Source organism: Providencia sp. UF-183, from assembly GCF_058246155.1.
Genome location: NZ_JBSICD010000031.1, coordinates 22816 through 40715 on the forward strand (window position 1 = coordinate 22816; position 17900 = coordinate 40715).

The 17900-nt window shown below is 45.0% G+C and carries 18 protein-coding genes and 1 riboswitch; of the genes, 6 read left to right on the forward strand and 12 right to left on the reverse strand.

Going from position 1 to position 17900, the window contains the following annotated elements; translation table 11 throughout:
• Position 1: 1 nt before the first annotated feature.
• The 10 genes from thiS to AC4IFT_RS20870 form a co-directional block, all read right to left on the reverse strand.
• Positions 2–202, reverse strand: a complete 201-nt coding sequence (gene thiS, locus AC4IFT_RS20825) for a sulfur carrier protein ThiS (RefSeq protein WP_490737109.1) — start codon at positions 200–202, stop codon at positions 2–4.
• Positions 190–948 (reverse strand): HesA/MoeB/ThiF family protein, encoded by a 759-nt coding sequence (locus AC4IFT_RS20830; RefSeq protein WP_490752595.1) that lies wholly within the window; start codon positions 946–948, stop codon positions 190–192. Before AC4IFT_RS20830 ends, thiS begins: the two co-directional genes overlap by 13 nt.
• Positions 949–1022: 74 nt before the next feature.
• The gene (thiE, locus tag AC4IFT_RS20835) at positions 1023–1688 is read right to left on the reverse strand and encodes a thiamine phosphate synthase (protein WP_490737113.1); all 666 of its coding nucleotides are present in this window, start codon (positions 1686–1688) and stop codon (positions 1023–1025) included.
• Positions 1672–3657 carry a phosphomethylpyrimidine synthase ThiC gene (gene thiC / locus AC4IFT_RS20840; protein WP_490752597.1) on the reverse strand — a complete coding sequence of 662 codons (1986 nt, stop codon included), beginning with the start codon at positions 3655–3657 and terminating at the stop codon, positions 1672–1674. Before thiC ends, thiE begins: the two co-directional genes overlap by 17 nt.
• Before the next feature lie 146 nt (positions 3658–3803).
• Positions 3804–3916, reverse strand: a riboswitch (TPP riboswitch).
• A 243-nt stretch (positions 3917–4159) separates the two neighbouring features.
• On the reverse strand, positions 4160–4822 hold the full coding sequence (locus tag AC4IFT_RS20845; protein ID WP_490752599.1) for an HAD family hydrolase: 663 nt from the start codon (positions 4820–4822) through the stop codon (positions 4160–4162).
• Positions 4823–4840: 18 nt separating this feature from the next.
• A complete protein-coding gene (locus AC4IFT_RS20850; protein WP_490752608.1) occupies positions 4841–5857 on the reverse strand; it encodes an ABC transporter ATP-binding protein in 1017 nt (338 codons plus the stop codon).
• A complete protein-coding gene (locus AC4IFT_RS20855; protein ID WP_490737119.1) occupies positions 5857–6681 on the reverse strand; it encodes an ABC transporter permease in 825 nt (274 codons plus the stop codon). Before AC4IFT_RS20855 ends, AC4IFT_RS20850 begins: the two co-directional genes overlap by 1 nt.
• Positions 6671–7573, reverse strand: coding sequence for an ABC transporter permease (locus tag AC4IFT_RS20860; protein WP_490752601.1), 903 nt, complete (start codon positions 7571–7573; stop codon positions 6671–6673). Before AC4IFT_RS20860 ends, AC4IFT_RS20855 begins: the two co-directional genes overlap by 11 nt.
• Positions 7573–8388: an alkaline phosphatase family protein gene (locus AC4IFT_RS20865; RefSeq protein WP_490752602.1), complete on the reverse strand. Its 816-nt coding sequence runs from the start codon at positions 8386–8388 to the stop codon at positions 7573–7575. The genes AC4IFT_RS20860 and AC4IFT_RS20865 overlap by 1 nt, the downstream gene beginning before the upstream one ends.
• 32 nt (positions 8389–8420) lie before the next feature.
• The gene (locus AC4IFT_RS20870) at positions 8421–9473 is read right to left on the reverse strand and encodes an ABC transporter substrate-binding protein (protein ID WP_490737125.1); all 1053 of its coding nucleotides are present in this window, start codon (positions 9471–9473) and stop codon (positions 8421–8423) included.
• A gap of 266 nt (positions 9474–9739) precedes the next feature.
• Here AC4IFT_RS20870 and nudC point away from each other — a divergent pair, with 266 nt between their 5' ends.
• The 6 genes from nudC to AC4IFT_RS20900 all read left to right on the forward strand — a co-directional run bounded on the left by nudC (position 9740) and on the right by AC4IFT_RS20900 (position 14318).
• Positions 9740–10531: an NAD(+) diphosphatase gene (gene nudC / locus AC4IFT_RS20875; RefSeq protein WP_206086791.1), complete on the forward strand. Its 792-nt coding sequence runs from the start codon at positions 9740–9742 to the stop codon at positions 10529–10531.
• 92 nt (positions 10532–10623) lie between these two features.
• The gene (gene hemE, locus AC4IFT_RS20880) at positions 10624–11688 is read left to right on the forward strand and encodes a uroporphyrinogen decarboxylase (RefSeq protein WP_219245485.1); all 1065 of its coding nucleotides are present in this window, start codon (positions 10624–10626) and stop codon (positions 11686–11688) included.
• Between the two features lie 108 nt (positions 11689–11796).
• Positions 11797–12468, forward strand: coding sequence for a deoxyribonuclease V (gene nfi / locus AC4IFT_RS20885; RefSeq protein ID WP_490737129.1), 672 nt, complete (start codon positions 11797–11799; stop codon positions 12466–12468).
• A 74-nt stretch (positions 12469–12542) separates the two neighbouring features.
• A complete protein-coding gene (locus AC4IFT_RS20890) occupies positions 12543–13130 on the forward strand; it encodes a YjaG family protein (RefSeq protein ID WP_430255374.1) in 588 nt (195 codons plus the stop codon).
• A 199-nt stretch (positions 13131–13329) separates the two neighbouring features.
• Entirely contained in the window at positions 13330–13602 is a 273-nt protein-coding gene (locus tag AC4IFT_RS20895; RefSeq protein WP_206086787.1) for an HU family DNA-binding protein, read from the forward strand.
• Positions 13603–13691: 89 nt separating this feature from the next.
• Entirely contained in the window at positions 13692–14318 is a 627-nt protein-coding gene (locus AC4IFT_RS20900; protein WP_490737131.1) for a DUF1481 domain-containing protein, read from the forward strand.
• Positions 14319–14638: 320 nt separating this feature from the next.
• On the opposite strand, the gene purD is transcribed toward AC4IFT_RS20900, so the two are convergent.
• Both purD and purH read right to left on the reverse strand, forming a co-directional pair.
• Positions 14639–15922, reverse strand: coding sequence for a phosphoribosylamine--glycine ligase (gene purD / locus AC4IFT_RS20905; protein WP_490737133.1), 1284 nt, complete (start codon positions 15920–15922; stop codon positions 14639–14641).
• A gap of 18 nt (positions 15923–15940) precedes the next feature.
• On the reverse strand, positions 15941–17530 hold the full coding sequence (gene purH / locus AC4IFT_RS20910; protein ID WP_490752604.1) for a bifunctional phosphoribosylaminoimidazolecarboxamide formyltransferase/IMP cyclohydrolase: 1590 nt from the start codon (positions 17528–17530) through the stop codon (positions 15941–15943).
• Positions 17531–17900 lie beyond the last annotated feature (370 nt).

A 17900-nucleotide genomic window follows, 5' to 3' on the forward strand; every position in this document is an offset into this window, starting at 1 on the left:
GTTAGCCCCCTGCGATAGCTTGAAATAACAAGATATTATCTTGGTCATTAATGAGATGAGAATCCCACTGACTCTTTGGAATGATGACTTGGTTGATGGCCAGTGCGGTGCCCGCAGTGGAGCGGCCTAGCGCCTCAAACAACTGGTTGACGGTTAGCGGGGCATCAAGCGTCATATTTTGGTCATTAATTAGGATATGCATGCTTCTTCCCGACAAACTGGACATTGCAACGATGGCGTTAGCTGCAAGGTGTTCCATTGTTGTTGTTTCCCATCGAATAAGCGTAATTTCCCACTTAAAGATGAAGGCAACCCGACAAGTAATTTAAGGGCTTCAAGGGCTTGTAGCGTACCGATAACGCCAACAACAGGCCCCAATACCCCAGCGGTACGGCAGTTACGCTCAGGTTCATCTTGGTCGGGATAAAGACAGGCATAACACCCTGAACTAAACGGCGGTTCGAGTACCATCAGTTGTCCACCAAAGCCCACCGCACTACCACTCACGAGTGTTGTGTTGGTCATGACGCAGGCGGCATTGACGGCATGGCGCGTTGCCATGTTATCGCAGCAATCAAGGACTAAATCGACTTGCTCGACGAGTGGGATTAATGTCTCAACCTCTAATTTCTGCACAATTGCGTGCGTTTTCACGAGCGGGTTGAGTTGGCGAAGCCGCTTTGCAGCTAATTGCGCTTTTGACTGTTCGATATCATCCGTATCGTAGAGTACTTGTCTTTGTAAATTAGAGACATGCAAATCATCGTGGTCAGCAAGCCATAACTCGCCAACGCCAGCACCGGCTAAGTAGAGGGAAGCGGGGGAGCCTAACCCGCCTAAACCGACAATCAGCACTTTGCTATTTTTCAGTTTTTGTTGCCCTTCAGGGCTAACGTCTTCAAGTAATAGCTGGCGGCTGTAACGCATGAATTCTTGGTCACTTAACATGATTAAATTCCTCGAATTATCAGCCGTGTGTCTATTTCACTAAATACACGGCTAATTATTTGATTATGAATTAATTAACAAGCGCGATGACGCTCAATTAAATTCAGTAACGTTTCAGTGGCTGCCCGCCAATCATCAGCTTTGGTGATCGCGCTGACCAGAGCCACACTGCCGACACCCGTTGCTAAGACAGCCGGTACGCGGTCAATGGAAATTCCACCAATGGCGACAGTGGGATAATCCGGCGTTGCTTCTACCATCGCTTTAAGGGTTTCCAGCCCTTGGGGGGACGATGGCATCTCTTTGGTTTGCGTGGGGAAAATATGCCCCATGGCAATGTAAGAGGGGCGCACAGATTTGGCGATGGCTAGCTCATGCTCATCGTGGGTGGAAATACCTAACCGAAGGCCAGCTTGGTGGATTGCCAGCAAGTCAGTGGTTTCCAAATCCTCTTGGCCAAGGTGTACGCCGTAGGCGCCAAACTCCACGGCTAAGCGCCAGTAGTCGTTGATAAATAACCGTGCGTTATGTTTTTTACCCAAAGCAATAGCTTTTTGGATATCATCACGCACGTCAGCATCTGCTTTGTCTTTGATGCGTAATTGGAGGGTGGAAACACCTGCACTAAGCAGGCGTTCAATCCATTCAACGGAATCAACAACAGGGTAAAGGCCGAGGTATTGCTCGGTCTCTGGAAAAGGTGATGTTGGCGCAACAATAGCATTAGGCGATTTTTTCATTATCAGCGACCTCTGCGTTCACAATTTCTGCGCCATGGTATAGCTCGCTACCGTGGGCACGGAAGGCTTCAGACATCTGCTCCATACCCGCTTCTTTTTCGTTTGCCTCTTTTTGGGCTGCGTAATCACGCACTTCTTGGGAAATTTTCATCGAGCAGAATTTCGGACCGCACATTGAGCAGAAATGGGCAATTTTTCCTGAGGCTTGCGGTAAGGTTTCATCGTGGTATTTACGTGCAGTTTCGGGGTCTAATGCCAAGTTAAATTGGTCTTCCCAGCGGAATTCGAAACGTGCTTTCGACATAGCATTGTCGCGAATTTGTGCACCGGGGTGGCCTTTGGCAAGGTCAGCTGCGTGCGCTGCAATTTTATAGGTGATAAGCCCTTGTTTAACGTCATCTTTGTTCGGCAAGCCCAAATGCTCTTTTGGTGTTACATAACAGAGCATTGCACAGCCAAACCAGCCGATCATTGCTGCGCCAATACCTGAGGTAAAGTGGTCATAACCCGGTGCAATATCGGTTGTAAGTGGGCCTAAGGTATAGAATGGGGCTTCGTGGCAATGTTCCAATTCTTCCGTCATGTTGCGGCGGATCATCTGCATCGGGACATGGCCGGGGCCTTCAATCATCACTTGGACGTCATATTCCCACGCAATTTTGGTTAACTCGCCAAGGGTATGAAGCTCGGCAAATTGTGCAGCATCGTTTGCATCTTGGATTGAGCCTGGGCGTAAGCCATCACCTAATGATAAGGAAACGTCGTAAGCGGCACAAATTTCACAGATTTCACGGAAGTTTTCATACAGGAAGTTTTCTTGGTGATGGGAGAGGCACCATTTTGCCATGATAGAACCACCGCGTGAGACAATGCCCGTCAAGCGTTTAGCGGTCATTGGCACGTAACGCAGCAAGACCCCAGCGTGGATAGTAAAGTAGTCAACGCCTTGTTCTGCTTGCTCTAATAACGTATCGCGGAACATTTCCCACGTTAGGTTTTCCGCTACGCCGTTGACTTTTTCAAGGGCTTGGTAGATTGGCACTGTGCCGATAGGGACTGGGCTATTACGTAAAATCCATTCACGTGTTTCATGGATGTAACGGCCTGTGGACAAATCCATGACGGTATCTGCGCCCCAACGTGTTGACCAAATCAGTTTTTCCACTTCTTCTTCGATGGATGAAGTGACCGACGAATTACCGATATTGGCGTTCACTTTCACCAAGAAGTTACGGCCAATAATCATCGGCTCAGATTCAGGGTGATTGATATTAGCAGGGATGATGGCACGACCTGCGGCGACTTCTTGGCGAACAAACTCAGGGGTAATATTTTCGGGCAAATTAGCCCCAAAGCCTTGCCCCGGATGTTGTTGCAGTAGAACTTCGCCACGAATACGTTCACGACCCATATTTTCGCGGATGGCGATAAATTCCATTTCTGGGGTAATGATGCCTTTACGAGCGTAGTGAAGTTGGGTGACGCATTTGTTGACTTGTGCTTTTAATGGGTGTGGGCGGTTGTTAAAGCGCAAGTGGTTGAGGCCTGCATCGGCAAGTCGCTGTTGCGTGAAATCAGAGCTTAAGTTTTCTACTTTGGTGGTGTCTGAGCGTTCGTTTATCCACGGAGCGCGAATTTTTTTCAGACCTTTGTGGACGTTGAGTTCTGATGTTGGGTCGCCGTAAGGGCCAGAAGTATCGTAGATAGGAACGGGTTCGTTGTCTTCAAATTGCGGGTTGTCTTTGTCGCCACCAATAAGGGTTTGAGAAAGCTGGATTTCTCGCATCGGAACTTGGATATCGTCTCTCGAACCTTGGAGATAAATACGTTCAGAATTGGGAAATGAAACGCCAGAAACTGTGTTGATAAAGTTTTCAGCGGCGTCACGTTGGGCTTTACGTGTGCGAGCAGGTGCAGCTTGTGGGGATAAATCAGCGGTCGGGATAACATTATTTGTAATATTGGACATAGCAATTTCCTGACATTGTCACGGCTATGATGCAAAACGCACCAAGCGGGTTTATCGAAAGAAAGTTGCTTGTCAGGAGTTCGGAGGAGTAATAAAAAGACGTTGCGTTTAAATTTTCACCAAACGGAAAATGGCAAAAATGGCGCTGAGTGATTACTCTTGTTCCCTTCGCGGGTATTAACCCGATCAGGTTCCGCGGATCCCGAATTAACGGTCTCAGCCTGATGTTTTCACATACTAGGCACTCCGACAAGAATTAATCAGTATAGAGAGCTTCCTGTGATTCTCAAGCTTTTTCCTCGTCATTCTTCGCGCGATAGGTGCGTTGGCTGCACTAAGTTACCCTAGTCACATACTTGTGTATGCTCCTAGGGATATCTTAGTTTGCCGCCTTCCTCTAGCACGAATAATTTAGAGGAACCTTTGAAAGGCAAGTTAGTTAAAACCTAAAACCTAAAACCTAAAACCTAAAACCTCAAAAATTAAAAATTAAAAATAAGGTTTATAAATTCCACTGATATTGCGGCCAATTATTTTCATTGGCGACTTTGAGAAGGCGTGGGTCACCGTTAACGATAAACGTTTCATCGGCGAATTGGCACATTGGGAGATCGTTGGCAGAGTCGGTGTAGAAATACACATACGCATCGGTGATTGGCTGGTGGCGAACCCAATCCATAAGGCGTTTAACTTTGCCTTCCTTGAAGGTCGGGATACCGTCAATTTCAGTGGTGTAGCAGCCATTTTGCTGTTTAATATCGATGCCCATCGCGACATCGGCATTGAGTTGATCTGCGATCTTTTTGACAATAAATGAAACGTTCGCGGAGATCACAATAATTGGGATCCCTTTGGCACGGTAGTGGGCGATCGTTTGAATCGCATCAGGGTAGATCCTCGGTAAAATCACGGTTTGCACAAAATCATCCAGCCAGATATCCACTTGCTCCGTTTTGATATCAGCGAGGGTTTGCAGGTTAAAGCGCAGGTAAGTTGGCATATCCAACGTTCCTGCATTGTACTGCGCCATCATGGCTTTATCGGCTTCCACAAACTGTGGGTCACGGATAATTTGCTTATCCCACAGATATTGCGTCCACAATACGCTGCTATCCCCTTGAATCAACGTATCATCTAAGTCAAAAATGGCTAATTTGTTTTGCATTATATTCCTATCGTATGATTAGCTAAGTGCACGAATTTCATTTTTATTAAACATTAACTCAAGGCGGGTGCCGGGTTCAAATAAACGTTCAGAGGAGCGATTGAGCAAATCTACCGTCATATCCCCTGCGGGGGTATTAACACTATAACGAATAATATTGCCAAGTAGTTGATGGTCTAAAATCACGGCATCGACAGGGTGTGATATATGGCTACCATACTGGCGACCTGCTTCTTTCACATAAATAGACTCAGGGCGGATAGCGAGGGTGCCTTGTAAATTGACGCCTAACATTGCGTTGGCTTTGTGAGCATCCACCAAATTGTAGTGGCCCATAAAGCGAGCAACAAACTCGTTGGCGGGCTGGGTATAAATATTCTCTGCCGTATCGCTTTGTACGATCTGCCCTTTATTCATCAAAAAGATCCTATCGGACATGATCATCGCTTCGTCTTGGTCATGGGTAACAAAAATCGTCGTGAGTCCAAGCTCCCGCTGAATATGGCGAATTTGCTGGCGCAAATGCTTACGAATGCGCGCATCAAGGGCGGATAACGGCTCGTCGAGTAACAAAATTTGCGGTTTCATCACTAGCGCCCTTGCCAGTGCGACGCGTTGGCGCTGCCCGCCGGATAATTGGTGAGGAAATTGTTGTTCTTTTCCTTGCAACTCAACCATTTCGATAACTTCTGCAACGGCTTTAGCTCTTTCGTTTCTATCGATTTTACGCATTTTTAAGCCGAAGGCGATATTGTCCGCGACGGTCATATTGGGGAAAAGTGCATAGCTTTGAAACACCATACCCACGCCACGTTGCTGGGCAGGCTGATGGGTAATATTTTTACGGTTAATATAAAGCTCACCGCTATTCGGTTGCTCGAGGCCTGCGATACAGCGTAATAAAGTGGATTTCCCACAACCACTCGGCCCCAATAGAGTGATAAATTCGCCTTTTTCAATGGTAAATTGAATATCCGCAAAGACCTGATTTGACCCGAAGGATTTTGTTAAATTCTCAGCAATTACATAGCTCATCATTCATCTCCTGAACGATTCAAACGCATCGCTAACCACGTCAGCAATAACGTAAATAAGAAGTAAGACATCACCAGCGCGGAAGTGAAGTGCCCACTGGTTTGGCGCATATTGAACAAGTAGATTTGCAAGGTTTCATAACGTGTTCCCACTAAAATATTGGCAAACACAAACTCACCCATTAAAAATGAAAATGAAATTAATAATGAAACCAACATACCTTTGCGGATATTTGGTAACACAATCATCATGAAAGCGTTAAAGGTATTCGCACCCAATAAATGCGCAGCATCCATCAGGTCATGTAAGTTAATTCCTTGAAAACTGTTGGCGAGGGCGCGGTACATAAATGGCAACGTGATGGTGAAATAGGTGCCAATTAAGATCCACGGCGTGCCTACTAACATAAATGGTTCGTCCGCAAAAATTTGCAATAAACCGACAGATGACACCACTGGTGGGATAGCGAAAGGCAGGATAATCAATAAATCCATCAATCCTTTTAGCTTGGGAAAGCGATAAAACACCGCAAATGTCATCGGTAAAATGACCAAGGTGCTGATTAACAGTGTGCCAAAACAGATAATCAACGAACGACCAAATGCCATTAAAAAGCGCGGGTCTTGCCATAATTGCAGATACCATTTAATGGACAACGCATCGGGTAATACGGTTGCTCCCCAAGAACTGGCAATGGAATACAAAAACGTGGCAATAATCGGCAACGCTAATAAGCTGGCAATACTGATTAACACTAACTTATGAAACCATAAACCAGCATTCTTATTGGTTATTACTGGGCTAATCACATTGTTATTTTGCATGGTAGCTCCGCTTGATTAACCAATGATGGATCCCAGTGATAAACCCTAAGATAGCGATAAGCAGGACGGATAATGCCGCCGCCATATTCGGTTCGAGGAATAAATCACCAGACACTAAACTGGCAATACGGATGGTCACAAGGTTGTAGTTACCGCTGGTTAACGCATAAGTACTGGCATACGCGCCCATCGCATTGGCAATTAAGATAATAAACGTGCCGAGTAAAGCAGGGGAAAGCACCGGAATCGCGACTTTTAACCAATAGGTTAATTTGCTGGCCCCCATGGTTTTTGCCGCATCTTCCCATTCAGGTTTGAGGGCATCAAAGGCTGGGTAAAGCAACAACACACCGAGTGGAATTTGAAAATAGACGTACAGCAGCATTAATCCGCTGGCGCTATAGATATTAAAATCTTCAATAATTCCCCATGCTTTGAGCTGCAACGTGATTGCGCCATTAAAGCCCAAAATAATGATAAACGCGAAAGCTAAGGGAACGCCGCTAAAGTTACTTGCCATGGTGGTGAATGAAATCATCATTCGACGCACCTTGCCTTGCATCTTGTAGATAGAAAAGGCGGTAACGCTGGCGATAAACAAACCGACTACGCTACAAATTAGTGATAACCATAAAGTATTTTCGAAGGCTTGCAGGTAAAAATCATTGGTAAACACCTCAAGGTAATGACTGAAGGACCAGGCTTCTTCATAGATAAAGCTGTTGATAAGCACCCAAATCATCGGGGCGATTTGAAATAGGCCAAACAGCACAAAAAAGGGCAGCAATAATAATGCCGCGCGCCAATGAAAACGGGCAAAAGTTTTTTTTAACATGGCCATTTTCCCTAGCTGTGGTTGGGCTTGCTCGTAGGGTGCAGTCAGGTCAGCCATTATGCATCTCCTTGTAATAGTGCATCACATACCGATTTATCGAGTGGGTCGATGCCCAATAAACGGCAGACCGTGCCACAAATATTGATTTGCTGAATATCGCAAGGCTGATGGGCAAACTTTGAACCGATGACAAATAGCGGAACTAGACACTCTTCGGAGAGTGTACCGCCATGGCTGCGATCGTTGTTCATGCCATGGTCGCTAGTGACAAGAATTTGATACCCCTGTTCAATCCACGTCGGGATGTAATTCGACAAAATAATATCTGCGTGGCGAGCTGCATTGCGGTATTGGGGTGAATCAAACCCAAACTTATGCCCTGTATCGTCAATATTCATTGGGTGAATCAATAAGAAGTCAGGGTTAAATTGACTACGCAAATATTCTGCATCCAGAAAGAGATGGTCATCGGGGTAGCTGTCTGCTTGGTAAAAGCAGCCGTGCTGAATAGTAAGTAGCTCATCATGCGTAAAACGGTCTCGAGTCGCCACAAAGGGTGCGCGGTTATAGAGCTCGCTCACCCAATAATAAGCGGCAGCGGCCGTGGTTTTACCCGCAAGACGCGCGAGAGAAAAAATGCTGTCAAAGTGGGATAAACGTACAACTTCATTGTTGACGACCCCGCTTTGCACTGGTGGTACACCCGTTAAAATACACTCATACAACGGGCGAGACATGGAAGGGAGTTCGCACTCCAATTGGTAAAGTGTTGCGCTGTCGGCTTTGATGAGTCCATTGAGATAGCCCATGCAATGATGGGCTACTGAATAACTTAAACCGTCTAGGACAACAAGTATGACTTTCTCAGACATCAGACTTTTATTCCTAAATTCAACAAATTCGATTACTGCTGGTGGATCAGAACTTGTTGTTGCCACATTTTTGGTAAATTACGCGATGATTTTTCCCAGCCTTCAGCATCTTTAATTGGCTGAACATTTTTATATTGTGCTTCTGGCAGCAATTTGGCTTTAACGTCATCAGGTAATGTCAGGTATTGTGCGCGGATTGGGCGTGCATAGCCTTCAGCAAGGTTCAACTGGCCTTTATCACTGAAAATAAATTCACGCGCTAACTTGGCCGCATTTGGGTTTTTCGCAAACTTATTGATAATCGTGGTGTAGCCAGAAATTACTGAGCCATCGGATGGGATCACAACCGTAAAGCGATCGCGGTTGATCTGATCGCGATAATTCAAGGCGTTGAAGTCCCATAAGATCCCAACTTCCACTTCACCTTTTTCGATGTTTGCAACAGTAGGGTCATTAACGGATAGGCGTTTTTGCTTCGCTAACTCAGCAAATAATTCAATGGCGGGTTTGAGGTTGTTTTCATCGCCACCACGGGCAAATGCAGCGGCTAAAACGGCGTTATTGGCTTGCGCTGCAATTCCAACATCCCCCACGGTGACTTTGTATTTACCTTTCAGTAAGTCGTCCCAACTTTTTGGCGCATCTTTGACTAAGTCGTTATTAATCATAAAAGCAATCGAACCGGTATAGGCTAACGCCCAATGGCCGTCTTTATCTTTTGCCCAATCAGGGATTTGTGACCATGTGGTTGGTTTATAAGGCTGAGTAACCCCTTTTTGCACCGCGACAGGGCCAAATGAAGCACCAACATCACCGATATCTGCTGTTGCGTTATTTTTTTCGGCGGCAAATTTGGCAATTTCTTGTGCAGAACTCATGTCTGTATCTTGGTGTTTTAAGCCATATTGCGTGGCTAAATCTTGCCAAGTTCCTTTCCAGTTTGCCCAAGAATCAGGCATCCCAACGCTGTAAACTTGCCCTTCTTTTTTCGCCGCATTGATCAACTCTGTTAAATTAGCATCCGCAGCAAATGTCATACTGGATGCGGTCAGTGATAGTAAAATCGCAGGAACGATAGTTTTCATTGTTTTCTCACTTTTGAGGAACGGTGAACCAGATTGGTTACTGAGCATCCTAATTTTAATAAGTGACAGTGAGTTGACCGTTTTATGACAGTTTTTAGACATTTTAGGGGATGAACTGTCTAAAAAGTGTCAAAATTGACAGGGATAGAAAATGAAACAAACGTTTGAATGACATTGTGTCAAAGAAGTGTATTGTGTGATTCGAAACTGATTTTTTTATCGACAACCTTTTTATCAACAATGAAAAGCCAAAAAAGATAGAGAAAATGAATAAATTAACGTTAGTAGGAACAGAAAGTGGCTGGTGGTTCGTCTGTTTCGCTGGTCGGCTGTGGTTACCGAAAGGGGACATTCCACGCGGCAGTGCTAAAGACTATTCATTAGAAGGTAAAAGTGCGACGCCAATCGGTGAATGGCAAGGGGAAATTGTCTGGCTGATCGCGGAAAAAATGCCATCCGATATGGCATCTCCGCGGGTTGTTGCCGCGCAGGATGAAGGTTTATTTCGCCTAGCTGGGCGCGGCGTGCAATTGGCGGAATTCTATCGCTCCCACCGCTATTGTGGCTATTGTGGTACCGCCATGCGCCATAGTGCGACGGAATGGGCGTGCTTGTGTGATCATTGCCATGAGCGTTACTACCCGCAAATTGCCCCTTGCATTATCGTGGGGATCCGCCGTGATGACCATATTCTCTTGGCACAGCACCGACGTCATTCTCAAAACCCATTATTTACCGTATTGGCAGGCTTTGTTGAGGTGGGTGAAACATTAGAAGAAGCCGTTATGCGCGAAGTCATGGAAGAGAGCCAAATAAAAGTGAAAAATATTCGCTACGTATCCTCACAGCCATGGCCGTTCCCTCACTCCTTAATGATGGGTTTCCTTGCGGATTACGAGAGCGGTGATATTCAGGTTGATCCGAACGAACTGGTTAGCGCAAATTGGTATCATTACAATGACTTACCACTTATTCCGCCTGGGGATACCATCGCAAGGCGCTTAATTGAGGATACAGTCGCATTGTGCCGTCAAAGTGAGTACGAATCGGACAAATAGCAGTGCGCTGATATTGTTGCCTTTTACATGTTACAATAGCCATCTTTGCTTATAGCCATTTGCGGCGGCCACTAATAATAATGGAGTAAATAATGACTGAGTTAAAAAATGACCGCTATCTACGTGCTCTGCTACGTCAGCCTGTAGATGTGACCCCGGTATGGATGATGCGTCAAGCGGGGCGTTATTTGCCTGAATACAAAGCAACGCGCGCCGAGGCTGGTGATTTTATTGCTCTGTGCAAAAATACTGAGCTTGCGTGCGAAGTGACACTTCAGCCATTACGTCGCTTTCCATTAGACGCCGCAATTTTATTCTCTGATATCCTAACTATCCCTGATGCTATGGGGCTTGGGTTGTATTTTGAAACAGGCGAAGGCCCACGTTTTCAAAAGCCTATCACCAGTGCGGCAGATGTGAAAAACATCCCAATTCCCGATCCTGAAATGGAGCTGGGATATGTGATGGACGCGGTTCGCGCCATTCGTAAAGCCCTTGAAGGAAATGTCCCGCTGATTGGTTTCTCTGGAAGCCCATGGACATTGGCGACATATATGGTGGAAGGTGGCAGTAGCAAAGCGTTCACTAAAATCAAAAAAATGATGTATGAAGACCCGAATACACTGCATTTATTACTGGATAAACTGGCGGATAGCGTTATTTTATACTTAAATGCGCAAATTCGTGCGGGCGCTCAATCCATCATGATTTTTGATACATGGGGCGGTGTATTAACTAAACGTGATTATTTACAGTTTTCACTGAATTATATGCATAAGATTATCGATGGATTAATTCGCGAAAATGATGGTCGTCGAGTGCCTGTTACCTTATTCACTAAAGGTGGCGGTCAGTGGTTAGAAGAAATGGCGGCAACAGGCTGTGATGCATTAGGTCTTGATTGGACAACAGAAATTGCTGATGCACGTCGTCGTGTGGGGGATAAAGTTGCATTGCAAGGCAATATGGATCCTTCTATGTTGTATGCACCACCTGCACGTATTGAAGACGAAGTGCAAAATATCCTGTCTGGTTTTGGTCACGGCGAAGGGCATGTATTCAACTTAGGTCACGGTATCCATCAGGATGTACCACCTGAGCATGCAGGCGCATTTGTTGATGCGGTTCACCGTTTCTCTCGTCAATATCACCAGTAATCATCATTTCTTGATGTTCTTGATTTGTGGTGTATTTATGGAACCTTGTAAGTACACCATTATCATCTATGATTAAGAATAATTCAGTATCGAAGCATTGGATGCGCTATGGTTTTAGATACTCAACAGTTACGAAAAGAACAAGTTAGCCAAGCCTCAAAAATCATTTTGCAAGATGAGTTTCCACCAGTGAAACTGATTGGTGGAGCGGATGTGGGCTTTGAACAAGATGGCACTATCACCCGTGCGGTGGTGGCAGTTCTATCTTGGCCGCAGCTAGAGCTTGTTGAGTATCAAATCGCACGCATACCGACTCAACTGCCTTATATACCTGGGTTACTTTCATTTCGTGAAGTACCTGGTTTAATGGCCGCGTGGGGAAAAATACAGCATAAGCCTGAATTAGTTCTCGTGGATGGGCAAGGCATTGCTCACCCAAGGCGCTTTGGTGTGGCTTGCCATTTTGGTTTGCAAGCCAATGTGGCAACGATAGGTGTAGCAAAAAGCCGTTTATGTGGCGATGCAGCCGAATTAGATGAAGCCCCCGAAAGTGTTCAGCCATTAATGGCAGGTGAAAATCAACTCGGTTGGGTCTTGCGGAGCAAAAAACGCTGCAAACCATTATATGTTTCGCCGGGGCATAAAGTCGGTTTTTCGTCTTCCTTAGAGTGGGTTAAACAGTGTCTAAAAGGTTATAGGTTGCCTGAACCAACACGTTTTGCTGACGGAATTGCATCAAATCGAACGTTTTTTAAGCGAATGAATGAGAAAATCAGCTAATTATCAGCAAAATATGTGGCATTGACAGATTTTCAGGTAAACTGCGAAGTATTAAGATTGATGAGTCAGAAATTATGTTAAGAAATCCCATTCATTTGAGGTTGGAAAAATTAGAAAGCTGGCAGCATACAACTTTCATGGCAAGTCTATGTGAAAGAATGTACCCCAACTTTCAGATGTTTTGTCAGCAAACTGAATTTGCCGATGCAAAAGTTTATCGTTCCATCCTTGATTTAGTTTGGGAAACTTTGGTCATTAAAGATAGCAAAGTCAATTTCGACAGTCAGTTAGAAAAATTAGAAGAAATTATCCCATCAGCAGATGATTTCGATATGTATGGTGTGTATCCAGCTATTGATGCCTGTATTGCATTGGGTGAAGTTATTCACTCAAAACTGAGTGGTGAAACGCTTGAACATGCGATATTGGTTAGCGAAGCCTCCATTCGTACGGTTGCCATGCTCGAAATGACTCAAGCAGGGCGGGAAATGACAGAAGAAGAACTCAAAGAAATTCCTGCGATTGAAGAAGAGTGGGATATCCAGTGGGACATTTTCCGTTTACTGGCAGCTTGTGAAGAGCGCGACTTAGAGTTAATTAAAGGATTAAAATCTGACCTTCGCGAAGCGGGGGTGAGCAATATAGGTATTACTTTAGGCTAATTTTTACGCTTTCGTTATCGAAAACGTGACTTAGCGCAGTAATGCTGAGTACTAAGACTTCACATTTGCCCCTACTCTGGTCTACATTTAGGGGCGAGAAGAAGTGGCTATCGGGGGCGTGTATCAGGGGCTGTCAATTTGGCATATCCGACGCACTCGATGCTTTGCAAACGATAAACACACTGTGTAAGGATAATTTATGAACAAGACTGAATTAGTTGATGCTATCGCAGAATCAGCAGACCTGACCAAAGTTCAGGCAAAAGCAGCTTTAGAATCTACTCTGAATGCTATTTCTGAAACGCTGAAAAAAGGTGACAGTGTACAACTGGTCGGTTTCGGTACTTTTAAAGTTAGCCACCGTGCTGCTCGTACTGGTCGTAACCCACAAACTAAAGCAGAGATCCAAATTCCTGCGACAACTGTACCAGCTTTCTCTGCCGGTAAAGCACTGAAAGAAGCTGTAAAATAAGTACATTGTATACTCGAATTATCAGAGGGGGTAAGAAACTACCCCTTTTGTTTATTCAAAAAGGGTTGCTGGTATTGGGAGCTCTCTCAATGCTAAGCGCCTGTTCCTCGAATGCGCCAAAACTCCCAGAGTTTAGTGCAAGCGGGTTTATTGCTGATGATGGCGTCATTCGGATGTGGCGGCTGAACGATGCAAAAAGCCAACCTCTTGTCCTGATGGTGGTTTATAGCCCCTATAAAGGCACAGACACTTCCGTTAATTTCTTTGAATACCGTTCTGGTAATCTCTGGCAAATTCGCAGCCAAATCTTGAATCAACAAGGTGGCGATATCACAGAACAGTTACGCTTCGATAAAAATAATGACGTTATTTTTATGCAGCGTGCTCAGGATGGCAGCAAGACCCCACTTTCTACGGATGAAATCACACGTTGGCGTTTTGAAGCGCAAAGGGTACTTGAGACCAACACTGCACTTATTGTTGGTGGCGTTAAACTTTACCAAGGGCGTTGGCAGCAAGGCAAAGTGACAACTTGTGAAGGTGACGTGCGGGAAGTGACTTTCGAACCCTATGCTGAAAACTGGTTACAAAGCCGTGCGAAAGTGTGGCACTCCCAATTGAACTTGGCCTGGCTAGAATCTTCTGAGGGGAATCAGCTTTTGATGGTGGCGGATACGGATTTTTGCCGCTGGCAACCTAGTAAAGATTCGCTGTAACCTCATTGCTCGTCGTCTTTCAATCCATGGCGTTGTTAGCTGCTCTCAGCTACCCTAGTCACATACTTATGTATGCTCCCCAAGCTATACTCATTTTGCCGCCTAGCCACAATGCGAATGATTTAGGAAATTACGGTAAGCTAGAAACAGATTAACTTATTCAATAATGGCCCGTTATGTTCCCCAAACTATCCTCATTTTTCCACCTAGCCATGAATTGAAATCCTTAGAGCCATTGCCTACTAGTAAAAACAAACAACAATAAAAAAGCTGATAAAAGTTTCCTCTTATCAGCTTAGGGAATGGTTTAGTGCTTTGTATTACTTAATACGTGCGATAGCGCGGTAGCCGATATCGTTGCGATAGAAGCTATCATTCCAGCGAATGTTTTTAGCAGCTTCATACGCTTTTGTTTGGGCTTTCTCGATATCATCACCCAGTGCCGTTACGCATAATACACGGCCACCGGCGGTAACGACTTCGCCATCTTTCATGCGAGTGCCAGCATGGAACACTTTGCTATCAGCGGATTCAGTGGTTGGTAATCCAGAAATGGCATCACCATTTCGGTAATCCCCAGGGTAACCACCTGCGGCAATAACAACCCCTAAAGCAGGTCGCTCATCCCACAGTGAATCCTTGCCTGCCAACTCACCATTTGCACCCGCCAAACAGAGTGCGACTAAGTCAGACTGTAGACGCATCATGATAGGTTGCGTTTCAGGATCGCCAAAGCGGCAGTTAAATTCGATAACTTTTGGGTTGCCCGCTTTATCAATCATTAGCCCTGCGTATAAGAAGCCTTGGTAACGGTTACCTTCTTGGTCCATCCCTTTAACAGTAGGATAAATCACTTGTTCCATCACTCGTTGATGAATTTCATCGGTGACAACCGGAGCAGGAGAGTAAGCCCCCATGCCCCCTGTATTGAGTCCCGTATCACCATCACCAACACGTTTATGGTCTTGGCTAGTCGCCATTGGGATGACATTCTCACCATCAACCATTACGATAAAGCTGGCTTCTTCACCATCAAGAAACTCTTCAATGACAATGCGATGGCCTGCATCACCGAACGCATTGCCTGCTAACATATCTTGCACAGCGTCTTTTGCTTCTTGGAGTGTCATCGCGACAATCACGCCTTTGCCCGCCGCTAAGCCATCGGCTTTAATCACGATAGGCGCGCCGACTTTATCTAAATACGCTAAAGCAGGTTCCACCTCGGTGAAATTTTCATAAGCGGCAGTAGGAATATGATGGCGAGCCAAAAAGTCCTTAGTAAATGCTTTCGAACCTTCGAGCTGAGCAGCGCCTTTTGTTGGGCCAAAAATTGTTAAGCCAGCCGCTTTAAATGCATCGACAACGCCAATCACTAATGGCGCTTCAGGGCCGACGATCGTTAAATCGATCTGTTTTTCTTTGGCAAATTGCAGCAGGCCATCAATATCAGTGGCAGAAATGTTCACATTTTCAAGAGCAGGTTCGAGCGCTGTTCCTGCATTACCCGGAGCAACATAAACTTTTTTTGCTAAAGGTGATTGCGCCGCTTTCCACGCTAATGCATGTTCACGACCACCACCGCCAATAATTAATATGTTCATGAGTGATCTCCTAATAAATTAGTGACGGAAATGGCGCATATTCGTGAAAATCATTGCGATGCCATGTTCATTTGCCGCAGCAATAACTTCTTCATCGCGAATCGATCCACCTGGTTGAATTACACAAGTCACTCCAACGGCGGCAGCTGCATCAATACCATCGCGGAATGGGAAGAAAGCATCTGAAGCCATCGCACAACCTGCAACTTCTAAACCTTCGTCGGCCGCTTTGATACCCGCAATTTTAGCTGAGTACACACGGCTCATTTGGCCTGCACCAATTCCGATGGTCATGTCATTTTTTGAATAAACAATGGCATTTGATTTAACAAATTTCGCGACTTTCCAACAGAATAGGGCGTCTTTTAGTTCACGTTCAGTCGGTTGGCGTGTCGTAACAACACGTAACTCTTCTTTTTCTACCATGCCTAAATCACGGTCTTGCACTAATAAACCACCGTTGACACGTTTGAAATCTAAGCCTGCAACTGGTTTATTCCATTCACCACAAACAAGTACGCGAACGTTTTGTTTGGTTTCTAGAATAGGTAATGCATCAGTAGCGACGGATGGCGCAATAATCACTTCAACAAATTGGCGCTCGATAATCGCTTGTGCGGTTGTTTTATCTAGCGGACGGTTAAACGCAATGATACCGCCGAATGCAGAGGTCGGGTCAGTTTTGAATGCATTATCATAAGCTGCATGAATATCTTTGCCGATAGCGACACCACAAGGGTTTGCATGCTTCACAATCACACAAGCAGGTTCGTCGAATGATTTAACACATTCAAGAGCAGCATCAGTATCCGCGATATTATTATAAGAAAGTGCCTTGCCTTGAATTTGCTGTGCGGTCGCAATCGATGCTTCTTTTGGATTCTCTTCTATATAGAAAGCGGCATCTTGGTGGCTGTTTTCGCCATAGCGCATATCTTGTTTTTTTATAAAGTTTAAATTCAAGGTGCGAGGGAAGCGGCCTGAAGGCTGTGTGGTGTCACCATAATAAGGTGCAACAAGCTCGCCGAAGTAGTTAGCAATCATGCTGTCGTATGCCGCGGTATGTTCGAATGCCTTTATTGCCAAGTCAAAACGGGTTGCCCAATTCAGAGAATTTTGGTGGTTATCCATTTCATCAATAATAGTTTGGTAGTCATTGCTGTTGACTACGATCGCTACGTCTTTATGGTTTTTAGCGGCGGAGCGCACCATGGTTGGACCACCGATATCGATGTTCTCAACAGCGTCTTCCAGTGTGCAGTTCGGTTTTGCGACGGTTTGAGCAAAAGGATATAAATTCACAACAACCATATCGATAGGTGAAATATCATGTTCTTGCATGATTGCGTCATCAGTACCTCGACGACCTAAAATTCCACCATGAACCTTCGGGTGCAATGTTTTTACGCGGCCATCCATCATTTCAGGGAATCCGGTGTAATCTGAAACTTCAGTCACGTTAAGACCTGATTCTGCGAGGAGTTTCGCAGTACCGCCAGTTGATAGAAGTTCAACACCGCGTTCGGAAAGCGCTTTAGCGAATTCAACAACCCCTGTTTTATCAGACACACTAAGCAGGGCACGACGAATAGGACGAAGCAGTTGCATGAGATAGATCCCTTGGATTTGAATAAATAAGGCAATACGAATATCAATGAGTGAAAAGCCGCTGGCTCTTCTTATATACCTATTTATAAAAGCGGAATTTGGTTGCTTCTTCAATAGCTATATATAAGTCACTAACAATTTCAGAACATAAAAACAAAATCAATGCTGAAATTTCATGCCAATTGTAACGCAAACGTTTGCGTAAAGCGCGGTAAATTTTAAATTATTTTCACTGTGTGGATAACTTAGTGGATAAGTCAGTATAAGTAGGGGTTTTGCTGTGGAATGCAGCAGTTGAATAAAAAAATGCAAAAAAGGGGTTGCCAGATTTTTCTGACTCCCTATAATGCGCATCCACTGACCGGGAACA